This is a genomic window from Micromonospora sp. NPDC047134, from assembly GCF_040643455.1.
GTDB lineage: Bacteria > Actinomycetota > Actinomycetes > Mycobacteriales > Micromonosporaceae > Micromonospora.
In genome coordinates, this window is sequence record NZ_JBEYUI010000018.1 from 111,536 (window position 1) to 132,974 (window position 21,439).

Annotated in this window: 22 protein-coding genes and 1 pseudogene; 13 read left to right on the top strand and 10 right to left on the bottom strand. The window is 70.7% G+C overall.

Annotation, left to right across the window (positions count from 1 at the left end):
- Window positions 1-69 precede the first annotated feature (69 nt).
- The 11 genes and pseudogenes from alr to ABZ795_RS21320 all read left to right on the top strand — a co-directional run bounded on the left by alr (window position 70) and on the right by ABZ795_RS21320 (window position 8,282).
- Window positions 70-1,188 (top strand): alanine racemase, encoded by a 1,119-nt coding sequence (gene alr / locus ABZ795_RS21270; protein WP_357531587.1) that lies wholly within the window; start codon window positions 70-72, stop codon window positions 1,186-1,188.
- Window positions 1,185-2,291, top strand: coding sequence for an alpha/beta hydrolase (locus tag ABZ795_RS21275; RefSeq protein ID WP_357531588.1), 1,107 nt, complete (start codon window positions 1,185-1,187; stop codon window positions 2,289-2,291). The genes alr and ABZ795_RS21275 overlap by 4 nt, the downstream gene beginning before the upstream one ends.
- Window positions 2,282-2,767 (top strand): tRNA (adenosine(37)-N6)-threonylcarbamoyltransferase complex ATPase subunit type 1 TsaE, encoded by a 486-nt coding sequence (gene tsaE, locus ABZ795_RS21280; RefSeq protein ID WP_357531596.1) that lies wholly within the window; start codon window positions 2,282-2,284, stop codon window positions 2,765-2,767. Before ABZ795_RS21275 ends, tsaE begins: the two co-directional genes overlap by 10 nt.
- Before the next feature lie 83 nt (window positions 2,768-2,850).
- Entirely contained in the window at window positions 2,851-3,552 is a 702-nt protein-coding gene (gene ung, locus ABZ795_RS21285) for a uracil-DNA glycosylase (RefSeq protein ID WP_327024081.1), read from the top strand.
- Between the two features lie 158 nt (window positions 3,553-3,710).
- Window positions 3,711-4,061 carry a hypothetical protein gene (locus tag ABZ795_RS21290; protein ID WP_327024082.1) on the top strand — a complete coding sequence of 117 codons (351 nt, stop codon included), beginning with the start codon at window positions 3,711-3,713 and terminating at the stop codon, window positions 4,059-4,061.
- Window positions 4,062-4,106: 45 nt separating this feature from the next.
- Window positions 4,107-4,199 (top strand): annotated as a pseudogene (locus ABZ795_RS21295) (uracil-DNA glycosylase); the annotation flags it as partial.
- Window positions 4,200-4,516: 317 nt separating this feature from the next.
- Window positions 4,517-5,680, top strand: a complete 1,164-nt coding sequence (locus ABZ795_RS21300; protein WP_327024083.1) for a glycoside hydrolase family 11 protein — start codon at window positions 4,517-4,519, stop codon at window positions 5,678-5,680.
- 151 nt (window positions 5,681-5,831) lie between these two features.
- Window positions 5,832-6,509 carry a tRNA (adenosine(37)-N6)-threonylcarbamoyltransferase complex dimerization subunit type 1 TsaB gene (gene tsaB, locus ABZ795_RS21305; RefSeq protein ID WP_327024084.1) on the top strand — a complete coding sequence of 226 codons (678 nt, stop codon included), beginning with the start codon at window positions 5,832-5,834 and terminating at the stop codon, window positions 6,507-6,509.
- Window positions 6,506-6,973: a ribosomal protein S18-alanine N-acetyltransferase gene (gene rimI / locus ABZ795_RS21310; protein ID WP_357531589.1), complete on the top strand. Its 468-nt coding sequence runs from the start codon at window positions 6,506-6,508 to the stop codon at window positions 6,971-6,973. Before tsaB ends, rimI begins: the two co-directional genes overlap by 4 nt.
- Window positions 6,966-8,012 carry a tRNA (adenosine(37)-N6)-threonylcarbamoyltransferase complex transferase subunit TsaD gene (tsaD, locus tag ABZ795_RS21315; RefSeq protein ID WP_327024086.1) on the top strand — a complete coding sequence of 349 codons (1,047 nt, stop codon included), beginning with the start codon at window positions 6,966-6,968 and terminating at the stop codon, window positions 8,010-8,012. The genes rimI and tsaD overlap by 8 nt, the downstream gene beginning before the upstream one ends.
- Window positions 8,013-8,027: 15 nt before the next feature.
- Window positions 8,028-8,282: a hypothetical protein gene (locus ABZ795_RS21320; protein ID WP_327024087.1), complete on the top strand. Its 255-nt coding sequence runs from the start codon at window positions 8,028-8,030 to the stop codon at window positions 8,280-8,282.
- 4 nt (window positions 8,283-8,286) lie between these two features.
- On the opposite strand, the gene ABZ795_RS21325 is transcribed toward ABZ795_RS21320, so the two are convergent.
- From ABZ795_RS21325 to ABZ795_RS21370, 10 genes are all read right to left on the bottom strand, one after another.
- Window positions 8,287-9,936 (bottom strand): copper resistance protein CopC, encoded by a 1,650-nt coding sequence (locus tag ABZ795_RS21325; RefSeq protein WP_327024088.1) that lies wholly within the window; start codon window positions 9,934-9,936, stop codon window positions 8,287-8,289.
- A 10-nt stretch (window positions 9,937-9,946) separates the two neighbouring features.
- On the bottom strand, window positions 9,947-10,684 hold the full coding sequence (locus ABZ795_RS21330; RefSeq protein WP_327024089.1) for a DUF4142 domain-containing protein: 738 nt from the start codon (window positions 10,682-10,684) through the stop codon (window positions 9,947-9,949).
- A 149-nt stretch (window positions 10,685-10,833) separates the two neighbouring features.
- Window positions 10,834-12,015, bottom strand: coding sequence for an ROK family transcriptional regulator (locus ABZ795_RS21335; RefSeq protein WP_327024090.1), 1,182 nt, complete (start codon window positions 12,013-12,015; stop codon window positions 10,834-10,836).
- A gap of 28 nt (window positions 12,016-12,043) precedes the next feature.
- Window positions 12,044-13,303 (bottom strand): ABC transporter permease, encoded by a 1,260-nt coding sequence (locus tag ABZ795_RS21340; RefSeq protein ID WP_327024091.1) that lies wholly within the window; start codon window positions 13,301-13,303, stop codon window positions 12,044-12,046.
- A complete protein-coding gene (locus ABZ795_RS21345; RefSeq protein ID WP_327024092.1) occupies window positions 13,300-14,118 on the bottom strand; it encodes an ATP-binding cassette domain-containing protein in 819 nt (272 codons plus the stop codon). Before ABZ795_RS21345 ends, ABZ795_RS21340 begins: the two co-directional genes overlap by 4 nt.
- A 99-nt stretch (window positions 14,119-14,217) precedes the next feature.
- On the bottom strand, window positions 14,218-15,315 hold the full coding sequence (locus tag ABZ795_RS21350) for a substrate-binding domain-containing protein (protein ID WP_327024093.1): 1,098 nt from the start codon (window positions 15,313-15,315) through the stop codon (window positions 14,218-14,220).
- 450 nt (window positions 15,316-15,765) lie between these two features.
- Entirely contained in the window at window positions 15,766-16,245 is a 480-nt protein-coding gene (ybaK, locus tag ABZ795_RS21355) for a Cys-tRNA(Pro) deacylase (protein ID WP_327024094.1), read from the bottom strand.
- A gap of 137 nt (window positions 16,246-16,382) precedes the next feature.
- Complete coding sequence (locus ABZ795_RS21360; protein ID WP_357531590.1) at window positions 16,383-17,645, bottom strand: methyltransferase domain-containing protein; 1,263 nt, start codon at window positions 17,643-17,645, stop codon at window positions 16,383-16,385.
- Window positions 17,646-17,725: 80 nt separating this feature from the next.
- On the bottom strand, window positions 17,726-17,929 hold the full coding sequence (locus ABZ795_RS21365; protein ID WP_327024096.1) for a DUF397 domain-containing protein: 204 nt from the start codon (window positions 17,927-17,929) through the stop codon (window positions 17,726-17,728).
- Window positions 17,920-18,720, bottom strand: coding sequence for a helix-turn-helix transcriptional regulator (locus ABZ795_RS21370; RefSeq protein ID WP_327024097.1), 801 nt, complete (start codon window positions 18,718-18,720; stop codon window positions 17,920-17,922). The genes ABZ795_RS21365 and ABZ795_RS21370 overlap by 10 nt, the downstream gene beginning before the upstream one ends.
- A 357-nt stretch (window positions 18,721-19,077) precedes the next feature.
- Here ABZ795_RS21370 and groES point away from each other — a divergent pair, with 357 nt between their 5' ends.
- Both groES and groL read left to right on the top strand, forming a co-directional pair.
- Window positions 19,078-19,392 carry a co-chaperone GroES gene (groES, locus tag ABZ795_RS21375; RefSeq protein WP_193386273.1) on the top strand — a complete coding sequence of 105 codons (315 nt, stop codon included), beginning with the start codon at window positions 19,078-19,080 and terminating at the stop codon, window positions 19,390-19,392.
- 70 nt (window positions 19,393-19,462) lie between these two features.
- Window positions 19,463-21,106 (top strand): chaperonin GroEL, encoded by a 1,644-nt coding sequence (gene groL, locus ABZ795_RS21380; RefSeq protein WP_357531591.1) that lies wholly within the window; start codon window positions 19,463-19,465, stop codon window positions 21,104-21,106.
- Window positions 21,107-21,439: the final 333 nt, after the last annotated feature.

Here is a 21,439-nt window from a genome sequence, read left to right on the forward strand (position 1 = left end):
ACCCGCCCGCACCCGCCGGACCTGTCCGGTGCGCAGCGCGCTGATCAGGGTGGAAAGTAGGGTGGGGGCATGTGGCAGGCCGAGGTGCGCGTGGATCTGGACGCGATCCGGGAGAACGTGAGTCGGCTGCGTGCCGGCACCAGCGCCGAGTTGATGGCGGTGGTGAAGGCCGACGGCTACGGCCACGGGATGGTTCCGGCCGCCCACGCCGCCCTGGATGCCGGGGCCTCCTGGCTCGGGGTCTGCACCCTGGACGAGGCGCTGGCCCTGCGCGCGGCCGGCATCGAGGCCCCGGTCCTGGCCTGGCTGCTGGTGCCGGGCTTACCCCTGCACACCGGCATAGCGGCCGAGGTGGATCTGGGGGTGGCGAGTCTGCCACAACTGGAGGAGATGACCGAGGCGAGTCGACAGGCGCAACGGCCCGCCCGGGTGCATCTGAAGATCGACACCGGGTTGTCCCGGGGTGGGGCGATCCTCGACGACTGGCCGGCCCTGCTGGACGCCGCCGCCAAGGCCCAGGCCGACGGTCTGGTCGAGGTGGTCGGGGTGTGGAGCCACTTCGTGTACGCGGACTCACCCGGTCATCCGACCACGGACCGGCAGTTGGCGGTCTTCCACGAAGGGCTGGCCATGGTCGAGCGGGCCGGACTGCGGCCCCGCTACCGCCACCTGGCCAACTCGGCGGCCACCCTGACCCGACCCGACACCCACTTCGACCTGGTCCGCCCGGGGATCGCCGTGTACGGGCTCTCCCCGGTGGCCGGCCAGACCCACGGGCTGCGTCCGGCGATGACCGCCCGGGCCCGGGTGATGCTGACCAAGCGGGTCCCGGCCGGCACCGGGGTCTCCTACGGCCACACGTACACCACCGGCAGTGACGCGAACCTGGCGGTGGTGCCCCTGGGGTACGCCGACGGGGTGCCCCGGCACGCCTCCAACACCGGCCCGGTGCAGCTCGGTGGACGCCGCCGGACCATCTCCGGGCGGGTCTGCATGGACCAGTTCGTCCTGGACTGCGGCGACGACCCGGTGGCCGCCGGTGACGTGGCGACCCTCTTCGGCAGCGGTGCCGAGGGGGAACCCACCGCGGACGACTGGGCCGAGGCGGTCGGCACCATCAACTACGAGATCGTCACCCGCTTCGGCGGCACCCGGGTTCCCCGGGTCTACGACGGGGTGACCACATGAGCAACCGTTTCCACATCCCCAGGCCACGGACGGCGGCGGGCCGGGCCGCAGGTCTGGTGGGTGCGGCCCTCGGGGTGGCCGCCGCGGCGACCGCGGTCGGGGTCGCCACCGAGCGGGCCCTGGTCCGTCGACTGAAGGCCGACCCCACCGACCCGTACGCCGACGAGGTCTTCGGCCGGCAGCGGTACGACGAGGCGTACCGGCTGGAGATGCCGGACGGTACGGACATCCATGTCGAGGTGGTCGAGCCGACCCGCCCGGTCGAGGGCAACCCGACCGTGGTGCTGGTGCACGGTTTCTGCCTGGACATGGGCACCTTCCATTTCCAACGCAAGCTGCTCGCCCAGCGGGGCGAGCACCGCATCGTCGCGTACGACCAGCCCGGTCACGGCCGTTCGGGTCGGCTGGAGAGCGGGGAGTACGACCTGGACGCCCTCGGCCACACCCTGCGCCGGGTCATCGACGAGGTGGCGGCCGAGGGGCCGCTGGTGCTGGTCGGCCACTCGATGGGCGGGATGACCATCATGGCGCTGGCCGAGCTGTATCCGGAGATGTTCGGCGACCGGGTGGTGGGCACCGTGCTGATGGCCACCTCGGGCGGGTTGCTGGCGGAGACGAAGCTGGTGGCCCCGGCCCTGCTGGGTCGGGTGAGCAGCCCGGTGCTGTACATGGCCGGCAATGTCACCCGGTATGGCGGGTCGGTGATCGACCGGGCCCGCCGGTCGACCACGAATGTGGCCTGGCTGCTGACCCGCAAGTACGGCTTCGGTACGGACAACCCCAGTCCGGCCCTGGTGTCGTACGTGGAGCAGATGAACTCCCGTACCTCGGCGGACACGGTGACCCGCTACCTGCGGACGATCGCCACCCACTCGCGGTTTCCGGCGCTGGCGGCGCTGGAGGGTACTCCGGTGCTGGTGATCGTCGGGGACAAGGACATGATCACACCCGTGAATCATTCCGAGGAGATCGTCCGGCGGCTGCCGCACGCCGAGTTCGTCAAGATCCACGACAGTGGGCATGTGGTGATGCTGGAGCACGCCGACGAGGTGAACGAGGCCCTGCTGGGGTTCCTCGGCAACTACGGGCCGGGATCCGCGTGACCCGGTTCGTCCTGCCGACGGCCGCCGACACCCACGCCTTCGGTCGGCGGCTGGCCGGGTTGCTGCGTACCGGCGATCTGGTGCTGCTCACCGGTCCGTTGGGTGCCGGCAAGACCGCGCTGACCCAGGGGATCGGGGCCGGCCTGGGGGTGCTCGGTGACATCACCTCGCCGACCTTCGTGATCGCCCGGGTGCACCGGCCCGATCCGGAGGCGGGGCGGGGGGTGGCCCTGGTGCACGCCGACGCGTACCGGCTGGGCGACGCTACCGATCCCCGGGCCGAGATCGACGACCTGGACCTGGACGCCTCCGTCGACGAGTCGGTGACCGTGGTCGAGTGGGGGGAGGGGCTGGTCGAGCAGTTGACCGACGCGCACCTGTGGGTCCGGCTGGACCGGCGCGACGACGACACCCGGGTAGCGGAACTGGTGCCGGTCGGCGGCGACTGGGCGCAGCGGCTGACCGCCCTGGACTGACCCTCGGCCCGGCCACCGGCAGCGCCGTCGTACCGTGCGCCTACAGTGCCGGGGACCGACCTAGCCGCGCGGAAAGGCCGCCGATGCCCGACGATCTCACCCCCCTGGACCTGCCCGCACTGCTGCCGGAGGCCTGGCGGGAGGTGCTGACCCCGCACCTCGACCCGGCCCGCACGGCCGCGCTGGGCGAGTTCGTCGCCAAGGAGTACGCCACCGGCACGGTCTTCCCGCCGGTGGAGGACCTGTTCTCCGCCTACCGGCTGTGCGCCCCGGCGGACTGCCGGGTGCTGATCCTGGGCCAGGACCCCTACCACCGGGTGGGTCAGGCGCACGGGCTGAGCTTCAGCGTGCGTGAGGGGGTGTCCGTGCCGCCGTCGCTGCGCAACGTCTTCAAGGAGTTGGGCGAGGACCTGGGGGTGCCCAAGCCGCGCAGCGGCAACCTGGACGGCTGGGCCGCGCAGGGCGTGCTGCTGCTCAATTCGGTGTTGACGGTGCGGCAGGGTGCCCCGGGCTCGCACGCGAACCGGGGTTGGGAGGAGTTCACCGACGCCACCATCCATGCCCTCGACGCGCTGGAGTCCCGGGTGGTCTTCCTGCTCTGGGGCGGTTACGCGCGTAAGAAGGCGGCGCTGGTCAGCAACCCGCAGCACGTGGTGCTGGAGGCGGGGCATCCGAGCCCGATGAACCCGCGTGGCTTCCTCGGCAGCCGGCCGTTCAGCGCCGCCAACAAGGCGCTCGCCGACGCCGGCCTGCCCACCATCGTCTGGGAGCGTACGGCCGGCTAGGCGTGCAGTCCGGCTGCACGTTCGTTCCTTCCGATGTCGGCAGTGTTCTTGACGTGTTGACAGTCCGTGCTCGGACAGTCGACCATGCAACTAGTTGGTGATGATCGATCAATGTGACTCGTCACCGACCTGCCACCACCCGCATCAAGGAGGACTGCATGCGCCCGTCGAAGCCTGTCCGGACCGTCCTGCTCGCCACCATCAGTGCCGCCGCGATCGCGGTGACCGGAGCCCCCGCGGCTGCGGCCGAATCCCGCAGCTGCACCTACGTCGACGGCACCCTGTGCCTGCACGAGTCCAAGTGGTTCAACGGCGCCACGGTCGAGTACCCGGCACCCTTCGGCACCGACTGCGTGAACAGCTCGATGGGCTTCCTGGGCTGGCTGAACCTCACCGACTACTCGCTGCGGGTGTACGAGGGCGCCAACTGCACCGGGATCAGCTACTACGTGCCGAGCGGTGACCTGCACAACGTGCAGGCTCCGCTGAGCAGCTTCAAGGTCGTCTGACCTCGGCGCGCCCACGACCGACGGCGCCGTGTTCCGTGCGAACACGGCGCCGTCGGCAGTCGGCCGTTCAGCGCCGCCACCAAGGCGCTCGCCGATGCCGGCCTGCCCACAATCGACTGGGAGCGGTCGGCCGGCTGAGCCGTGTGCTCCTGCCTCCAGACTGCCCGCACCTAGCAGGTGGCGGCATCCGCCTGGTAGTTCCGGAAGTGCCGGTCGGACGACATTTCTTGACTGGCGTCGATATTTGGATAACGATATCGAAGACATAGATGCTGGCTAACTTGCTCAGTCTGGAGGTCAGTGGCGACGGCAAGTAGCAGTGGAGCACCCACACAACCGACAGTCCGGAAATTCTTACCGCCAAGGCGCAGCATCGACGCGCGGTGACCGTCCCTGGAGCACACGCACCCCGTCGATTACGCCACGCCGCCTCTCGCAAGGAGAAGCACGCCACCATGAACGAAGTCCCCACTCACCGTAAGAGCCGCCGACGCGGCCGCATCAGGATGCTGGCTGCCGCCGCATTCGCCGCAGTGTTGGCCACCACCGGCACCATCGCGATCTCGGCCAGCCCCGCCCACGCCGAGGCCGACCGGCAGGTCTGCTCGAACACGGAAGGCACCCACAACGGGTTCTTCTTCTCGTTCTGGAAGGACAGCGGCGACGCCTGCATGGTGTTGCGTGAGAACGGCCGCTACTCCAGCTCGTGGAACAGGAGCACCAACAACTGGGTCGGCGGCAAGGGCTGGAACCCCGGAACCCGCCGCACGATCACCTACTCGGGCAACTACAACCCGGGCAACAACAACACCTACCTCGCCCTGTACGGCTGGACCCGCAACCCGCTGGTCGAGTACTACATCGTCGAGAACTTCGGCAGCTACAACCCGAGCAGCGGCGCCACCCGGCTCGGCAGCATCACCACCGACGGCGGCACGTACGACATCCTCCGCAGCCAGCGGGTCAACGCCCCGTCGATCGACGGCACCCAGACGTTCTACCAGTACTGGAGCGTCCGGCAGCAGAAGCGCAGCAGTGGCACCATCACCACCGCCAACCACTTCGACGCCTGGGCCCGCGTCGGCCTGAACCTGGGCAACCACTACTACCAGATCATGGCCACCGAGGGTTACCAGAGCCAGGGAAGCTCCGACATCACCCTGTCGGAAGGCGGTAACTCCGACCCCGGCAACCCGGGCAACCCGGGCAACCCGACCACCCCGCCGCCCAGTGGCGGCAGCGGCCAGATGATCGTCGGTCAGCAGTCCGGCCGGTGCCTGGACGTGCCGAACTCGAGCACCAGCAACGGCACCCAGATCCAGTTGTATGACTGCTGGGGTGGCGCGAACCAGCGGTTCACCCACACCTCGAGCCGGCAGCTGACGGTGAACGGCAAGTGCCTGGACGCCGCGAATCAGGGCACCAGCAACGGTACGCGGGTGACCATCTACGACTGCCACGGCGGCGCGAACCAGCAGTGGAACATCAACTCCAACGGCACGATCACCGGAGTGCAGTCAGGGCTGTGCCTCGACGCCGGTGGCAGCGGTAACGGGGCGCTTCTCCAGCTGTACAGCTGCTGGGGTGGAGCCAACCAGCAGTGGAGCCGCCGCAACTGATCCGTCGCAACTGATCCGTCGCCCCCGGGGCCAGGCGCTGACGCGCCTGGCCCCGTACCTCCTTGGTGCGGTGCGTGCGAGCGCTACGACCCGACGGCGATGGCGGGCGGGCGTCCAAGGGCCGGAGACGATGCGGCTAGGCTGGGTCATTGTGCTCGTACTGGTGGTGGACAGCTCGACCCCGGCGGTGACGGCGGCGCTGGTAGAGGTCACCGCCGACGGCGTCACGACCCGGGCGCACCGGTGCACGGTCGATGCCCGGGCGCACGGCGAACTGCTGGCGCCACAGGTGGACGGGGTGCTCGCCGACCTCGGTGCCCGCCCGGCCGACCTGGGTGCGATCGTCGCCGGGCTCGGCCCCGGCCCGTTCACCGGGCTGCGGGTGGGGCTGGTCACCGCAGCCACCATGGCCCAGGTGCTCGACATCCCGGCGTACGGAGTCTGCTCCCTGGACGCCATCGGTCACCCGGCGGCGGCCGGGGAACCGGTGCTGGCGGCGAGCGACGCGCGCCGCCGGGAGATCTACTGGGCGATCTACGACGGGGCCGGTCAACGGCTGGTCGGGCCGGAGGTCTCCGCGCCCGGGGTCGCCGCCCAACGGGCCCGCGACCTGGCTGTGACGGTCGCGGTCGGCGACGGCGCGCACCGCTACGCCGACCAGCTCGGGCTGCCCCTGCGGGCCGAGCCGCGCTACCCGGAGGCGAACGCCCTGGCCACCCTGGCCGCCGAGCGGATCCGGGCCGGGGCCCCCGGGGACCCGTTGACCCCGCTGTACCTGCGTCGGCCGGACGCCGTGGCGGCGACCGCCCGCAAGTCGGTCCTGCCGTGACCGAGGTACGGCTGGACCGGTTCCGCTGGTGGCACATCGAGCAGGTACTCCCCATCGAGGCGGACCTCTTCGGTGCCGAACAGTGGTCCGCCGCGATGTTCTGGAACGAACTGGCCAACGGGCACCACTACCGGGTCGCCACGGACGAGCGGGGTGGGGTGCTCGGCTACGCCGGGCTGGCCGTGGCCCCGCCGGACGAGGCCTGGGTGCAGAACATCGCGGTACGCCGGGAGGCCCAGCGGCGGGGGATCGGGCGACTGCTGCTGGAGGAGTTGCTGGCCGAGGCGGGACGACGCGGCCTGCGGTCCGTGCTCCTGGAGGTCGCCGCGGACAACGCGCCGGCCCAGCGGCTCTACGCCACCTACGGCTTCGAACCGATCGGGGTACGCCGTGGCTACTACCAACCGAGCAACACGGACGCACTGGTGATGCAGCGGATCGAGGAGGCGAGACCCCATGGCTGACGAACCGTTGATCCTCGGCATCGAGACCTCGTGCGACGAGACCGGGGTCGGCATCGTACGCGGACACACCCTGCTGGCGGACGCCCTGGCCTCCAGCGTCGACCAGCACGCCCGCTTCGGTGGGGTGGTGCCGGAGGTGGCCAGCCGGGCCCACCTGGAGGCCATCGTGCCGACCATGCAGCGGGCCCTGACCTCCGCGGGGGTGACCCTGGCCGACATCGACGCGATCGCGGTGACCTCCGGCCCCGGCCTGGCCGGTGCCCTGCTGGTCGGGGTGGCCGCCGCCAAGGGTTACGCGGTGGCCGCCGAGAAGCCGGTGTACGGGGTCAACCACCTGGCCGCCCACGTGGCCGTGGACACCCTGGAGCACGGTCCGCTGCCCGAACCGGCGGTGGCGCTGCTGGTCTCCGGGGGGCACTCCTCCCTGCTGATGGTCGACGACCTGGCCCGGGGGGTGACCCCCCTGGGTGCCACCATCGACGACGCGGCCGGTGAGGCCTTCGACAAGATCGCCCGACTGCTCGGGCTGCCCTTCCCCGGTGGTCCGTACATCGACCGGGAGGCCCGCTCGGGTGACCCGGCGGCCATCGCCTTTCCGCGCGGGCTGACCGCCGCCAAGGATCTGGCCAACCATCGCTACGACTTCTCCTTCTCCGGGCTGAAGACCGCGGTGGCCCGCTGGGTGGAGGCCCGACAGCGAGCCGGTGAAGCCGTTCCGGTCGCCGATGTCGCCGCCTCCTTCCAGGAGGCGGTCTGTGACGTGCTGGTGGCCAAGGCGTTGGACGCCTGCCGCAGCAACGGCATCGAGACCCTGGTGATCGGTGGGGGAGTGGCGGCCAACTCGCGGCTGCGGGCGATGGCCGAGCAGCGTGCGGCCCGCCACGGCATCCGGGTACGGGTGCCCCGACCGGGGTTGTGCACCGACAATGGCGCGATGGTGGCCGCGCTCGGCTCCCACCTGGTCGCCGCCGGGGTCGCGCCGAGCCGACTGGATCTGCCGGCGGATTCGGCGATGCCGCTGACCACGGTCAGCGTCTAGAGGGAGGACGGCTACGTGATCGTACGGATGTGGGAGGTGCGGGCCGAGCCGTACGCGTTCGCCGATCTGATCACCTGGGTCTGCGACACGGCCCTGCCCGAGTTCGAGCACGATCCCCTGCACGTCTCCAGCGAGGTCTTCTCCTCCACGGATCACCGGGTGGTGGTGATCTCCAAGTGGCGGAGCAACCCTCGACCGATGCCCGAGCCCCCGGTGATGCTGCTGGCCCGGCCACCGCACTCCTGGGACTTCACCCAGGTCGACCGCTGAGCACTCAGCGGATGGTCACCGTGGTGGTGGCGGTGGAGCGGTCGATCTCGCTGGTCCGGGCGGCGATGCGCAGGGTCCAGTCCCCGGGCACCGGGAAGTGGATCTCGGCGCTGCCGTGGTGTGGTTCCAGCGCGAAGACCTCCACGGTGATCGGCTCGATGCCGGCCTCCGGCAGAGCGGCCGTGATCGTCCACTCGGCCACCGGCAACTCCCGCGCCTGCGGCGTGTAGACGTAGGCGTGCAGGCTGTTCGTGGTGCCGGCGGCGGCCGGGTAGATGTCGAACTGGAGGGTGAACAGGTTGGTGGTCACCGACTGGGCGACCCCCTCCCGGGTGACCCCGGCGGCGGCCGTACCGGCCGTGCGGCCCGGTGGGGTCTGCACCAGCAGGGCGGTCACGGCCAGGATCACCGCAGTCACCCCGAGTTCCACTCCGGCCGCCCGGGCTACCCGCCCGGGTTGGGCTGCGGCGGCCCGGCGGCGGATCAGTCGTCGCTGCCCGGCGGCCACCGCCAGCACCACGGCCAGCAGCCCGGCCTTGGCACCGAGCAGCCGCCCGTAGGTGCTGTCCAGCAGCGCCGAGGGCCGGCCCAGTTCGATCGCGGCCTGGACCAGCCCGGCGGTGAGGAACCAGGCCACCGCCAGGGTGGCCCACCGGGACCAGGCCGGCAGGATCCGGGCCAGGACCCGCTCGTGGGTGCCCGGCAGCAGGAACACCGTCAGGGTCAGCAGACCGCCCAGCCACACGGCGATCCCGATGAGGTGCACGGTGGTCAGCACGATGCTCACCGGCGGCACCGGTGCGGCCACCGGATGCCCGGCCAACGGCCAGGTGGCCAGGGCGGCCACCCCCACCACCGCCAGGGCACCCGGGCTACCCCGCCCCGCGGTGCCCCGGGTGACCGGCGGCAGCAGGGCCGCGGCCAGGCAGACCAACCCCAGGCGTACGGTCAGCACCAGCCCGATGTCGCTGTCCGCTACCGCCCGCAGGTCCGCCACGGACAGCCGTCCGACCGGTGCGCCGACCACCTGGGCGGCCTGCCCTACCCAGGTGCCCAGGGTGGCGACGGCAACCAGACCCAGCCCCACCAGGGCCGTGATCGTGGCGCGGCGGCGGGACCGTAGGGGCGGCCACATCGTCGCCGCCAGCAGGGGTGGGCCGACGGCCAGCAGCAGCCCCAGGTAGCCGAGGTACTTGGCCACCGGCACCAGGACCCCGGCCGGTGACCCGACCTCCTCCGGCAGGGGCGGGGTGGCCGAGGGGGCCCCGGCGGCGAAGGTGAAGCTGCCGGAGATCGGGTGGCTGTCCGCCGAGACCACCCGGTAGCTGACCAGGTAGGTGCCGAGCGGCCGGTCGGCCGCCCGCAGGGCGATCCGCATGGTGCGGTCGCGGACCTCCGGGTCACCTACGTTGATCCGCTTGCCGTCCGGGGCCAGCACCTGCACCCGGCCGGGCACCACGGCCACCGGTTCACTGAAGGTGACCAGCACCTCGCGTGGGGCGTAGCCGAGCACCTCGTCACGCTGCGGGGTGGTGGCGACCACGACGGCGTGCGCCGCCGCCGGACCGGCCGCCCCCAGGACCGCGCCCAGGGTGGCGCAGAAGGTGGCCAGGGCCAGCCCGAACAGGACCCCGGCCCGGGTACGGGTGGGCATCTGGTGGGAGTCAGTTACGGCGCAGCAGGCGGTAGCTGAGGAAGCCGCCGGTGCCGATCGCACCCAGGAAGATCACCCAGATCACGGTGTTGCTGATGCCGACCTGCGGACCGGTGTTGGCCGCGGCGGCGGCGATCAGCCCGTCGTTGCCGGGGGCGGGCAGGGCGGCCGGGGGCAGTTCGGCGTACCGGACCAGACCGGTGCTCTCCAGCATCAGCATGTGGTCGCCGACGAACTTGTTCGTGGCGTTGGCCAGGTCCCGGATGACCTCGTTGCGGGTACTGGCCCGGACCGCGCCGACCACCGGGAAGATCTTGCCGTGGGCGACCCGGAGGCGGGTGACGAAGATCTGGTCGAAGCGGGCCCCGGTGGCGTCCTTCATCTCCGTCAGCCACTGCTGCTGTTCGGCGGTCGGCTGGTTGGGGATGGTGGCGCCGAGCTTGTTGGCGGCCTCCACGGTCAGCCGGTCCAGTTCCTCGTGCTGACGGGCGATCTCCGCACCGATCTCCCGGACCACCCGGGACTGGCCCTTCTCGGCGGCCATCTGCCCGGCCGGCATCTCCCAGAGCCCGGCCAGCCGTACGCCGTCGAGCAGGGCCTGGTCGGCGGCGGCGAGTTGCTGACCGGCGGGCGCGGCCAAGGCCGCCCCGGGCAGCACGACGAGGGCCGCGGCGATCGTGGTGAGCAGCAGCGCCAACCGGGGGGACCGATTGCCCTGCCGGTGACGAGCGGAATCCAGCGATGCCATGTCTGCGGTGCCTCCTCGGTCGAGAACCGATCATCTGCCCGACGAGCGTCCGCACGCCGTTGGTCGCCCGTCCGCACACTGGTACGGATCGACCGGCCGATCAGTTCATCGTTCCCGGATCCACCTCATGGCGCTGCCGGCGTACCTGGTCAGCCGACGTCCAGGGGGTCGGCCAGCAGCCGGTCGAAGGCCAGTTCGGCGGCGCCGATCAGCGGGGCGTCCGCGCCGAGCAGGGGAGTGCGCAGGCGTACGTGCTCCAGGCAGGCGGGCAGCCCGTTGGAGTTCAGTCGACTGCGTACCTGAGCGGCGGCGGCCAGGTACAGGTCCCGCATGGTGCCACCGAAGATGACCATCTCCGGGTTGAAGATGTTGACCAGGTTGGCCACCCCGAAGCCGAGCCAGTCGCCGGCCTGGCGTACCGCCGTCTGGGCCCGGGCGTCGCCCCGGTCGGCGGCGTCGAAGACCGCCAGCAGGGCCTCCCGGCCCCGGGCGTCCGAGCGCCCGGCGGCCCGCAGCAGGCCGTGCTCACCGATCTCGGTCTCCCAGCAGCCCCGGTTGCCGCACTCGCAGCGGGCCCCGTCCCGGACCACCACCATGTGGCCGACCTCGCCGCCGTACCCGCCGTGCCCGGTCAGCCGCCTCCCCCCGGCGATGATTCCGGCCCCGACCCCCACGTCGCCGTAGAGGAAGATGACGTTGTCGCAGCCGGCCGCCGTGCCCCGGGCGTGCTCGGCGAAGGCGGCCACCTCGGCCACGTTGCCGACCGTCACCGGCACCTCCGCGCCGAGTTCGGCGCTGACCGCCGCCCCGATCGGCTCGTCCACCCACCCGGTGGCCGGCCCGAGCCGGACCAGGCCGTCGTGGCGACGCACCATGCCGCAGACCGCGATGCCGGCCCCGACGCAGACGGCGTCGGCCGGCAGGGCCTGCCGCATCTCCTTGACCGCCCCGGCCAGCAGGGGGGCGGCCTCTGCGGCGGTGAGACCCCGGGGCCGGTCCAGCTCCCGGCGGTCGAGCATCGCCCCGCCGAGGCCGACCCGGGCGGCCCGCAGCCGGTCCACCTCGATGCTGTACGCGTACGCGAAGATCCGTTCCGACTCGGGCCGGACGACAAGTGAGGGTCGTCCGGCCCGGCCGGTCTCCTTCGGCGCCCCCTCGGTCACCAGGCCGGCGGCGGCCAGGTCGGCGGTGAGCGCACCGATGGTGCTGCGGTTCAGTCCGAGCGCGTTGGTCAACTCGGCGCGGGTGGTCGCGCCGTGCAGATGCACGTAGCGCAGTAGCGCGCCGAGATTCTGCCGGCGGATCTCGTCCTGGCTGGGTCCTACGCGCATCTAATGGTTACTACTTTCGGTGGTGCGTTCAGCGGTTTCCGGTGGCCGAGGCTCGTCGTCGGGACAGCGCGTCGACACTGGCCGCGAGCAACAGCACCACGCCGGTGACCACGTACTTGACGCCGGAGCTGTAGCCCATCAGACCCATCCCATTGTCGATCACGGCCACGACGGCGCCACCGAGAACCGCGTCCAATACGCGGCCTTTGCCCCCGAACAAGCTTGTGCCGCCGATCACCGCCGCGCCCACGGCGTAGAGCAGCACGTTGCTGCCGCCGGTGTTCGGGTCCACGGAGTTGGCCCGGCTGGCCGCCACGATGCCACCGACCGCGGCCATGGTCGAGCAGATCATGAAGGCCGAGATGCGGATGCGGTCCACGTTGATGCCGGCCCGCCGGGCCGCCTCCCGGTTGCCGCCGACCGCGTAGATGTGCCGGCCGTAGCTGGTGCGCTGGAGCACGAAGGTCAGGACCACCAGCAGTACGGCGACGATCGGCACCACGATCGGCACCCCCTTGAGGGAGGTGATCAGCACGTTGAGGCTGCGCTCCAGGTTGAGCACGTAGACGGCGAAGCCCAGGACCAGGGCCAGGGCGGCGATGCGACCCAGCACCACCGGGAGCGGATCGTTGATCAGGTTCCGGGCGGCGCGACTGCGATAGCGGAGCAGTTGCACCACGGCGAATCCGGCTATCGCGATCGCGGCGAGGGTCCAGCCGAGCGCGACCGGCATGTTGCGGTTGACGATCGCCACCACCACCGGCTCGCGGACGGAGATGTTGCGGCCCTCCTTCATCAGCAGCAGCACCACCCCCTGGAAGGCGAGGAAGCCGGCGAGGGTGACCACGAAGGAGGGGATGCCCACCTTGGCGACCAGGAAGCCCAGGGTGGTGCCGATGACCATGCCGGTGAGCAGGGCGGCGAGCACCGCGACGTACCACGGGTAGCCCAGGACGGTGATCAGGTTGGCCAGCACGGCCGCGCAGACCCCGCTGGCGAAGCCGGCCGACAGGTCGATCTCGCCGAGCAGCAGGACGAAGACCAGACCCATCGCGATCAGGGTGACCGCCGCGCCCTGGGTGAACAGGTTGGCGAAGTTGCCGGCGGTGAGGAACGACGGCCGCATGATCGAGAAGATCGTGCAGAGGACGAGCAGACCGGCGACCGCAGGCAGGGCGCCGATGTCTCCGCCGCGTACCCGCTGCCAGTAGTCGCGGAGGTGGCTGCCGATGGTGGGTGCCGGTGCGACGGCGGCGGGACCCACCTTCGTGACGGCGGTGATGCTCATGAGACGCCTCCAGTGGTGCTGTCGGCCGGCGCCGCGCCGTTGCCGTTGACGCCCGGATCGGCGGCGAGTCCCAGCTCGCCGGAGCGGCCGGCGGTGATCAGCTCGACCACCTGGGCGTGGGTGATGTCGGTGGTCCTCACCTGGGCGACCATCTGGCCGAGGTAGAGCGCGGCGATGCGGTCGGAGACGGCGAAGACGTCGTTCATGTTGTGCGAGATGAGGACGACGGCCAGGCCGTTGTCGGCCAGCCGGCGAACGAGTTCGAGGACCTGGGCGGTCTGCGCGACGCCGAGGGCGGCGGTCGGCTCGTCCAGGATCACCAGCTTGCTGTTCCAGAGCACCGCCTTGGCGATCGCCACGGTCTGGCGCTGACCACCGGAGAGGCTGGAGACGTGCTGGCGCAGGGACTTGACGGTGCGTACGGAGAGCCCGGCCAGGGTCTCCGCGGCCATCTGCTCCATCGTCGGCTCGTCCAGCACGATGCCGTTGCGCTTCTCCCGCCCGAGGAACATGTTCTGCACGATGTCGAGGTTGTCGCAGAGCGCCAGATCCTGATAGACGACCTCGATGCCGAGCGCGGCGGCGTCCCGCGGACTGTTGATGGTCACCGGTTGACCGTCGAAGACGAACTCGCCGGCATCGGTGGAGTAGATGCCGCTGATGCACTTGACCAGGGTCGACTTGCCGGCGCCGTTGTCACCGACGAGGGCGGTGACCTCGCCCGGGTAGGCGGCGAAGGCGACGTCACGCAGCACCTGGACGGGACCGAAGCTCTTGTCGATCCCGCGTAGCTCCAGCAGTGGGGTCGCGGACACGGGGTTCTCCTTATTCCACGGAGGCGATCGGGGCCCGTCCAGCGACGCCGCCCGGTACGGGATTGCCGTACCGGGCGGCGTCGCTTCGGCGGGGACGGGTCAGCTGATGCCCGCGTCGGTGCAGAGCTTGGCGTAGTCGCCGGTGCAGATCTGTTCCTTGGTCACGTAGCCGTCGGCGATGACGTCCTTGACGTTCTCCTTGTAGATCGCCGCCGGGGTGAGCAGGACGGCGGGCACGTCACGGTTGCCCTCCGGGTCCCGGACCGTCTGGCCGGTCTCCTTGCGCTCGCCCTTGGCCAGCGCGATGGCCAGCTCGGCGGCGGCGTCCGCCTCCTTCTTGACCGCCTTGTAGACCGTCATGCACTGGTCACCGGCGAGGATGTTCTGCAACGCCTGCGGGTCGGCGTCCTGCCCGGTGACCGGGACCTTGCCGTTGAGGTTGTTCTTCTTCAGCACGGAGATGGCGGCGTTGCCGAGGCCGTCGTTCGCGGAGAGGACCCCGTCGATCTTGCCGCCGGTCTTGGTGAGCTGCTGCTCGAAGATGGTCGCGGCCTGGGTGTTGTCCCAGTCCGGCACGGAGTCGTCGGCGGCCTTGGTGTACTCGCCGGAGTCGAACTTCGGCTTGAGGACCGAGTCGTAGCCCTCCTTGAACAGGGTGGCGTTGTTGTCGGTCGGCGAGCCGTTGAGGTAGGCGATCGCCGGCTTCTCGACCTTCGCGTCGGTGAGGCACTTGACCAGGCCCTCGCCCTGCAGCTTGCCGACCGCCACGTTGTCGAAGCTGACGTAGTACTCCGCCGAGCCGCCGAGGGTCAGGCGGTCGTAGTCGATGGTGGCGACACCCTGCGACTTGGCCTTGTCCAGGACGGCCTTACCGGTGCCGGAGTCCAGGTTGACGATCATCAGCACGGTGACGCCGTTGGTGATCATCTGGTCGGCGATGGTCTGGAAGGCGTTCTTGTCGCCCTGGGCGTTCTGGATGTCCGACTGGACACCGGCCGCGTCGAACGCCTCCTTGAGGAACTTGCGGTCCGCGCTCTCCCAGCGGACCGAGGAGCTGCTGTCCGGCAGGATCACGCCGATCTTCGGGGTCTTGCCGGAGCCGCCACCGGCCTGGTCGCCGGAGTCGTCGCCGCAGGCCGTCAGGCTGCCGAGGGCGAGCACGCCCACGGCGCCGACGGCGAGGAAGCCCTTGCGCATCTGCAGGGTCCTTTCGAGAGTGGGAAGGGTGTCGGTGTGTTGATGACGTTCTTTTGTTGTGCCCGGCAACGTATTGCGCCCCGCGCGTCGACACAAGGGCGCGGCGGGGGCTAGTTTGTTGTCGGCAGTAACAATTCGGCAACGTCGAAGACACCTCCCTGCCGCGCCGGTGTCCGGGGTGATCACTCCGGCGGTGCCCGGGTGATCGACACCGTTTCGGCGAAGTGGGGGTAACCGACCGGCAGGGATACCGCCGTTGCGGCGTAACGGCGGCGAGCCTCGGCCGATGGCGAGCCTCGGCCGATGGCGAGCCTCGGCCGATGGCGAGCCTCAGCCCGGTGGCGGGCTGACTCAGCGGGCCCCAGCTAGCGCCGGGCCTCGGGCGGTGGCGGGCTCGGCCTGGTGGCGGGCTCGGCTAGGTGAAAGGCTTCGGCCGGTGGGGGGTGGGCCTCAGGCGGTGGCGAGGGCGGCGGTGTGGGCGCTGGTGAGGGCGACCAGATCGGTCGGGGCCAGCTCCACCTGAAGACCGCGTCGACCAGCCGAGACGTACACCGTGTCGTGCTCCAGGGCGGAGGCGTCGAGCACCGTGGGTAGCCGCTTCCGTTGCCCCAGCGGGCTGATGCCGCCACGTACGTACCCGGTGGCGCGTTCGGCCGCCCCGCGATCGGCGAGGGTGGCCCGCTTGCCGCCGACTGCCGCGGCCAGGGCCTTGAGGTCCAGCTCCCCGGTGACCGGCACGATCGCCACGGTCAGCGCGCCGTCCACCTCGGTCACCAGGGTCTTGAAGACCCGGCCGGGTGCCACCCCGAGGGCGGCGGCGACCAGGGCACCGTAGTTCGGCGACTCCGCCGGGACCTCGTACGGATGGGTGCGATGGGCGATGCCGCGCTTGGCCAGCAACACCGTCGCCGGCGTACCCCGTCCCGTCATGTGCGCCAACCTAACCCCGACCCGCAGTCCGGGATCTCCCGGGTGGCCCTGCCAGCCTCGACCCGGTGGTCAGGCTTCCCGGTCGCCCTTGCCCAGCCCGGAACCTGGCCGGTCTGGCCCCTGCCCGAGCGGAGGACTCAGGGGACCGGCTGGCAGACCAGCACGGTCGGGGCGCCGGCCACCCGGGTCAGTACCAGGCTGGCCGGTTGGTCGCCGGTCAGGCGCAGGTCGTGCCGGAGGCGTTCCGGGTCCAGGGCGGAGCCGCGCTTGAGGATCTCCACCCGGCCGACCCGGCGCTCCCGCAGCAGGGCCCGCAGGCGCTTGAGCGAGAACGGCAGCATCTCGGTCACCTCCAGACACCGGGCGTACGGCGTAGGGGTCGGCGTGTCGGCGTAGAGGTAGGCGATGCTCGGGTCGGCCAGGGTGGCATCCAGTTCGGCGGCCAGTTCGGCGATCAGGTGGGCGCGTACCACCGCCGGGTCGGGGTCGTACACGAACCGGCCCACCGCCCCGACCGGCGCCTCCTCCCGACCCGACCCGACAAGTTCGTGCACCATGCTCCCCTCGACCTGGGGAGCGCCGTCGGTCTGGTGATAAGAAGGGGCCCTTTTAGTACCGGAGGCGTTAAGAAGGGGCCCTTCCTTCACGACGGTGGCGCGGCGGGGGGATTGGGCCAGAGGGCCGCACCAGAGGGCGGCTTCGACCAGGTCGCCGCCGACACTCACCCACTCGGCCTCGGCACCGGCGGGGATGAGGGCATGATCGAGACCGGGGGCCACCTTCACCACCGTGTACGGCACCCGTTCGGCGAGCCCGGTGACGAAGTCCCAGGGCGGCGAGTACGCCTTGGGGTCGAAGATCCGGCGTCCGGTACCGGCTCGACGGCGGGCCGGATCGCAGAACACCCCCGCGACCCGGGTCACCTCGAAGGCGGTAGCGTCGCCGCACTCGACCGTGAACAGCTCGGCCAGCCCGGTGGCCTGCGCGTTCGCCTCGGCCAGGGCGGCGGTCAGCGGGTCGGCCTCCACCCCGTACACCCGGATGCCGGCACGGGCGGCGGCGAGGGCGTCGGCTCCCAGCCCGCAGCCCAGGTCGGCGAGGCTGGTCACCCCGGCCTCGCGCAACCGGTGCGCGCGGCGTTGCGCGACCACCCCTCGGGTGGCCTGCTCCAGGCCGGGCCGGGTGAAGAACATGCCGCCGGCCGCCGCACCGAACTTGCCCACCGCTCGGCGGCGCAGTTCCGCCTGGGTCAGGGCCGCCGCCGCCAGCCCGGCCGGAATCCCGGCCGAGCGCAGCGCCGCCGCCGCAGCCAGGGGATCGCCCCCGGCCACCTCGGTCGCCGCCGCGAGGGCGGCCGACCCCTCGGGGGTACGCAGGGCGGCAAGCTGCTCCAGATCCACCCGCCCATTGTCCCGACCCACCGATCGCCCCCACCCAACCGGCCCGGCCCGGCTCGATCACACTCCCGGGACGGGGCCGATCACGTCCTGGGCGGCCGGGTGGGGTGGTGGGAGGTGATGAAGGCGCGCCAACTGGTGGGGGTGAAGGCGAGCACCGGGCCGGTCGGGTCCTTGCTGTCGCGTACGGCGACCAGGTCGGGCAGGTTGTCGGCGACCTCGACACAGGCACCGCCGTTGCTGTTGCTGCGGGAGGATTTGCGCCAAGCGGCACGGCTCAGGTCCATGACTTCGCCACTTCCTCGATCAGGCGGGCGGACTGCCGGTGCGGCAGCGCCTCACCGGCCACAGTCTCCCAACCCCGTCCGAGGCTGGCAAGGTCGTTCGGGCTGTCCACGGTGTTTCCCCGGAGTTGGTCGTCCAGATGCGCCACCTCGGTGCCGTCGGCGAGCCGGGCGAGCACGAAGGGGCCGTTCAATCCGATGTACCAGGGAGTCGCGGCCGGAATGATCCGCACCTGGACAAATGGCCGGTCGGCAAGGGTGCGCAGGTGCTCACATTGCTCGACCATCGTCGCCCGGTCGCCGACCTGTCGGCGCAGCGCCAGCTCGTCCAGGATCGCGACGAACTGCGGCGGCTCGTCGCGAGCGAGCACCTCCTGTCGGGCCATCCGGGCCAGCACCCGCTTTTCGACCTGCTCGTCGGTCAGCGGCGGCCCGGCCCGCAGCATCGCTCGGGCGTACGCCTCGGTCTGGAGCAGGCCCGGCACCACGGCCGGGTCGTACCAGCGCAGCGAGACCGCCTCCCGTTCGATCTCACCCCATGGCCGGAACCAGTCCGGCTCGGCGTGCAGGCGGATCAGCTCCAGCATCCCGACGAAGAGGCCACCGGTCTCCAGCACCTTGTCGAACCGGGCCAGGTAGTCCGCGCTGAGCTGGTTCTGCCCGGTCTCGATCGCGCTGATCGAGGAGGGCGCGTAATTGATCAACTTGCTCAGGTCCTCCTGGCTGAGCCCGCGGGTCTTGCGGGCCCGGCGCAACTGGTCCCGGAGAAACCCCAGGGTCGGTACGTCGGCCATGCCGTCTCCCTCCGTGATGTGGTCGTGCCGCACCGTAGGGAATCGGATGGTCGGACGGAAGACAGGACGGGCATGTTGCGGTAACCCCTGGCGAAGGAGTGGAGAACAGGTGGCGGGGGTGGCGAAAAGATGGCGACACGAGGGGTGGCCGTTGGCACTCTCCTTGACGGAGTGCTAGCCGAGGCATAACCTGCGATTAGCACTCTCACCCTGAGGGTGCCAACACTCGGGCCTGGTGTCCGGGTGTTGAACGCCAGGCGGACCGGCACCCGCGACGACGGCCCCGCCCGGTGGCATGTGGCAGATTGACGCTGGTCGGCATGCCGACCGGTAACGAAACCAGTACCCCAGGAGGGTATGCCCGTGACTACCGCGACCAAGGTTGCGATCAAGCCGCTCGAGGACCGGATCCTGGTCCAGGCGAACGAGGCTGAGACCACCACTGCGTCGGGCATCGTGATTCCCGACACCGCCAAGGAGAAGCCGCAGGAGGGCACCGTCCTCGCTGTCGGCCCGGGTCGTTTCGACGACGACGGCGACCGGATCCCGATGGACGTCAAGGTCGGGGACACCGTCCTCTACTCGAAGTACGGCGGCACCGAGGTCAAGTACGCCGGCGAGGAGTACCTGGTGCTCTCCGCCCGCGACGTCCTCGCGATCATCGAGAAGTAAGCAACCGATCAGTGTCGTTGCCCCGGACCGGCTCGCCGGGCCGGGGCAACGTCGCTTCGAAGGGACATACATGGCGAAGATCCTGAGCTTCTCGGATGACGCCCGGCACCAGCTGGAGCACGGTGTCAACGCGCTCGCCAACGCGGTGAAGGTCACCCTCGGGCCGCGCGGGCGCAACGTCGTCCTGGACAAGAAATTCGGTGCGCCGACGATCACCAACGATGGTGTGACCATCGCCAAGGAGATCGAGCTCACCAACCCCTACGAGAACCTCGGTGCGCAGCTGGTCAAGGAGGTGGCGACCAAGACCAACGACGTCGCCGGCGACGGGACCACCACCGCCACCGTGCTGGCCCAGGCGATGGTCCGTGAGGGCCTGCGCAACGTGACCGCGGGTGCCAACCCGGCCGGTCTCAAGCGGGGCATCGACGCCGCCGCGGCCAAGGTCTCCGAGGCCCTGCTCGGCAAGGCCGTGGAGGTCTCCGACAAGAAGTCCGTCGCCCACGTCGCGACGATCTCGGCCCAGGACGCCACCATCGGCGAGCTGATCGCCGAGGCGATGGAGCGGGTCGGCCGGGACGGTGTGATCACCGTCGAGGAGGGCTCCGCCCTGCACACCGAGCTGGAGGTCACCGAGGGACTCCAGTTCGACAAGGGCTTCATCTCGCCGAACTTCGTCACCGACGCGGAGGCGCAGGAGTCCGTCCTGGAGGACGCGTACATCCTGATCACCACGCAGAAGATCTCGGCGATCGAGGAGCTGCTGCCGCTGCTGGAGAAGGTCCTCCAGAACAACAAGCCGCTGCTGATCATCGCCGAGGACGTCGAGGGTCAGGCGCTGTCCACCCTGGTGGTCAACTCGATCCGCAAGACCCTCAAGGTCTGCGCGGTCAAGGCCCCCGGCTTCGGTGACCGCCGCAAGGCGATGCTCCAGGACATGGCGATCCTCACCGGCGCCGAGCTGGTCGCCCCCGAGCTGGGCTACAAGCTCGACCAGGTCGGCCTGGAGGTGCTCGGCACCGCCCGGCGCATCGTGGTCGACAAGGAGAACACCACCGTCGTCGACGGTGGCGGGCAGGCCAGCGAGGTCGCCGACCGGGTCGCCCAGATCCGCAAGGAGATCGAGGCTTCGGACTCCGACTGGGACCGGGAGAAGCTGGCCGAGCGGCTGGCCAAGCTCTCCGGCGGCATCGCCGTGGTCAAGGTCGGCGCGGCCACCGAGGTCGAGATGAAGGAGCGCAAGCACCGCATCGAGGACGCCATCGCCGCGACCAAGGCCGCGGTCGAGGAGGGTACGGTGCCCGGTGGTGGCGCCGCCCTGGCCCAGATCCTGTCGGTGCTCGACGACGACCTCGGCTTCACCGGTGACGAGAAGGTCGGCGTGTCGATCGTGCGCAAGGCGCTGGTCGAGCCGCTGCGCTGGATCGCGCAGAACGCCGGGCACGACGGGTACGTCGTGGTGCAGAAGGTCACCGAGGGCAAGTGGGGCCACGGCCTCGACGCCGCCATCGGCGACTACGTGGACCTGACCGCCTCCGGCATCATCGACCCGGTCAAGGTGACCCGCAACGCGGTCACCAACGCCGCCTCGATCGCCGGCCTGCTGCTGACCACGGAGAGCCTCGTGGTGGAGAAGCCCAAGGAGGCGGAGGCCGCCGCCGCTGGCCACGGCCACGGTCACGGCCACAGCCACCAGCACGGCCCGGGCTTCTGAGCCGTCCGCGACACGGTACGGCGGGTGCGCCGCTCCCCCGGAGCACCCGCCGTACCGCGTGACGCCCGTAGTGCGGGGGCCTTCGCCTTCCGCGACGCCCGTACCGAGCGGGTGATCTCATCGAACCCCGCCCAGACCAGTTCGGGCGTGGGGAGATCCATGGTGCCGCAAACACGCTGCCGCGCCCCTGGACAGGGGCGCGGCAGCGGTCTCGTGTTTTGACCATCGGGGGGGATTCGTGGTGGTCGAGGTCTAGCGGAATGGGGAGGACCCTGTCCATGATCTGAGTTCTCACACAAAGATCATCAATGGGCAGGGTCCTCGATGAGCAGA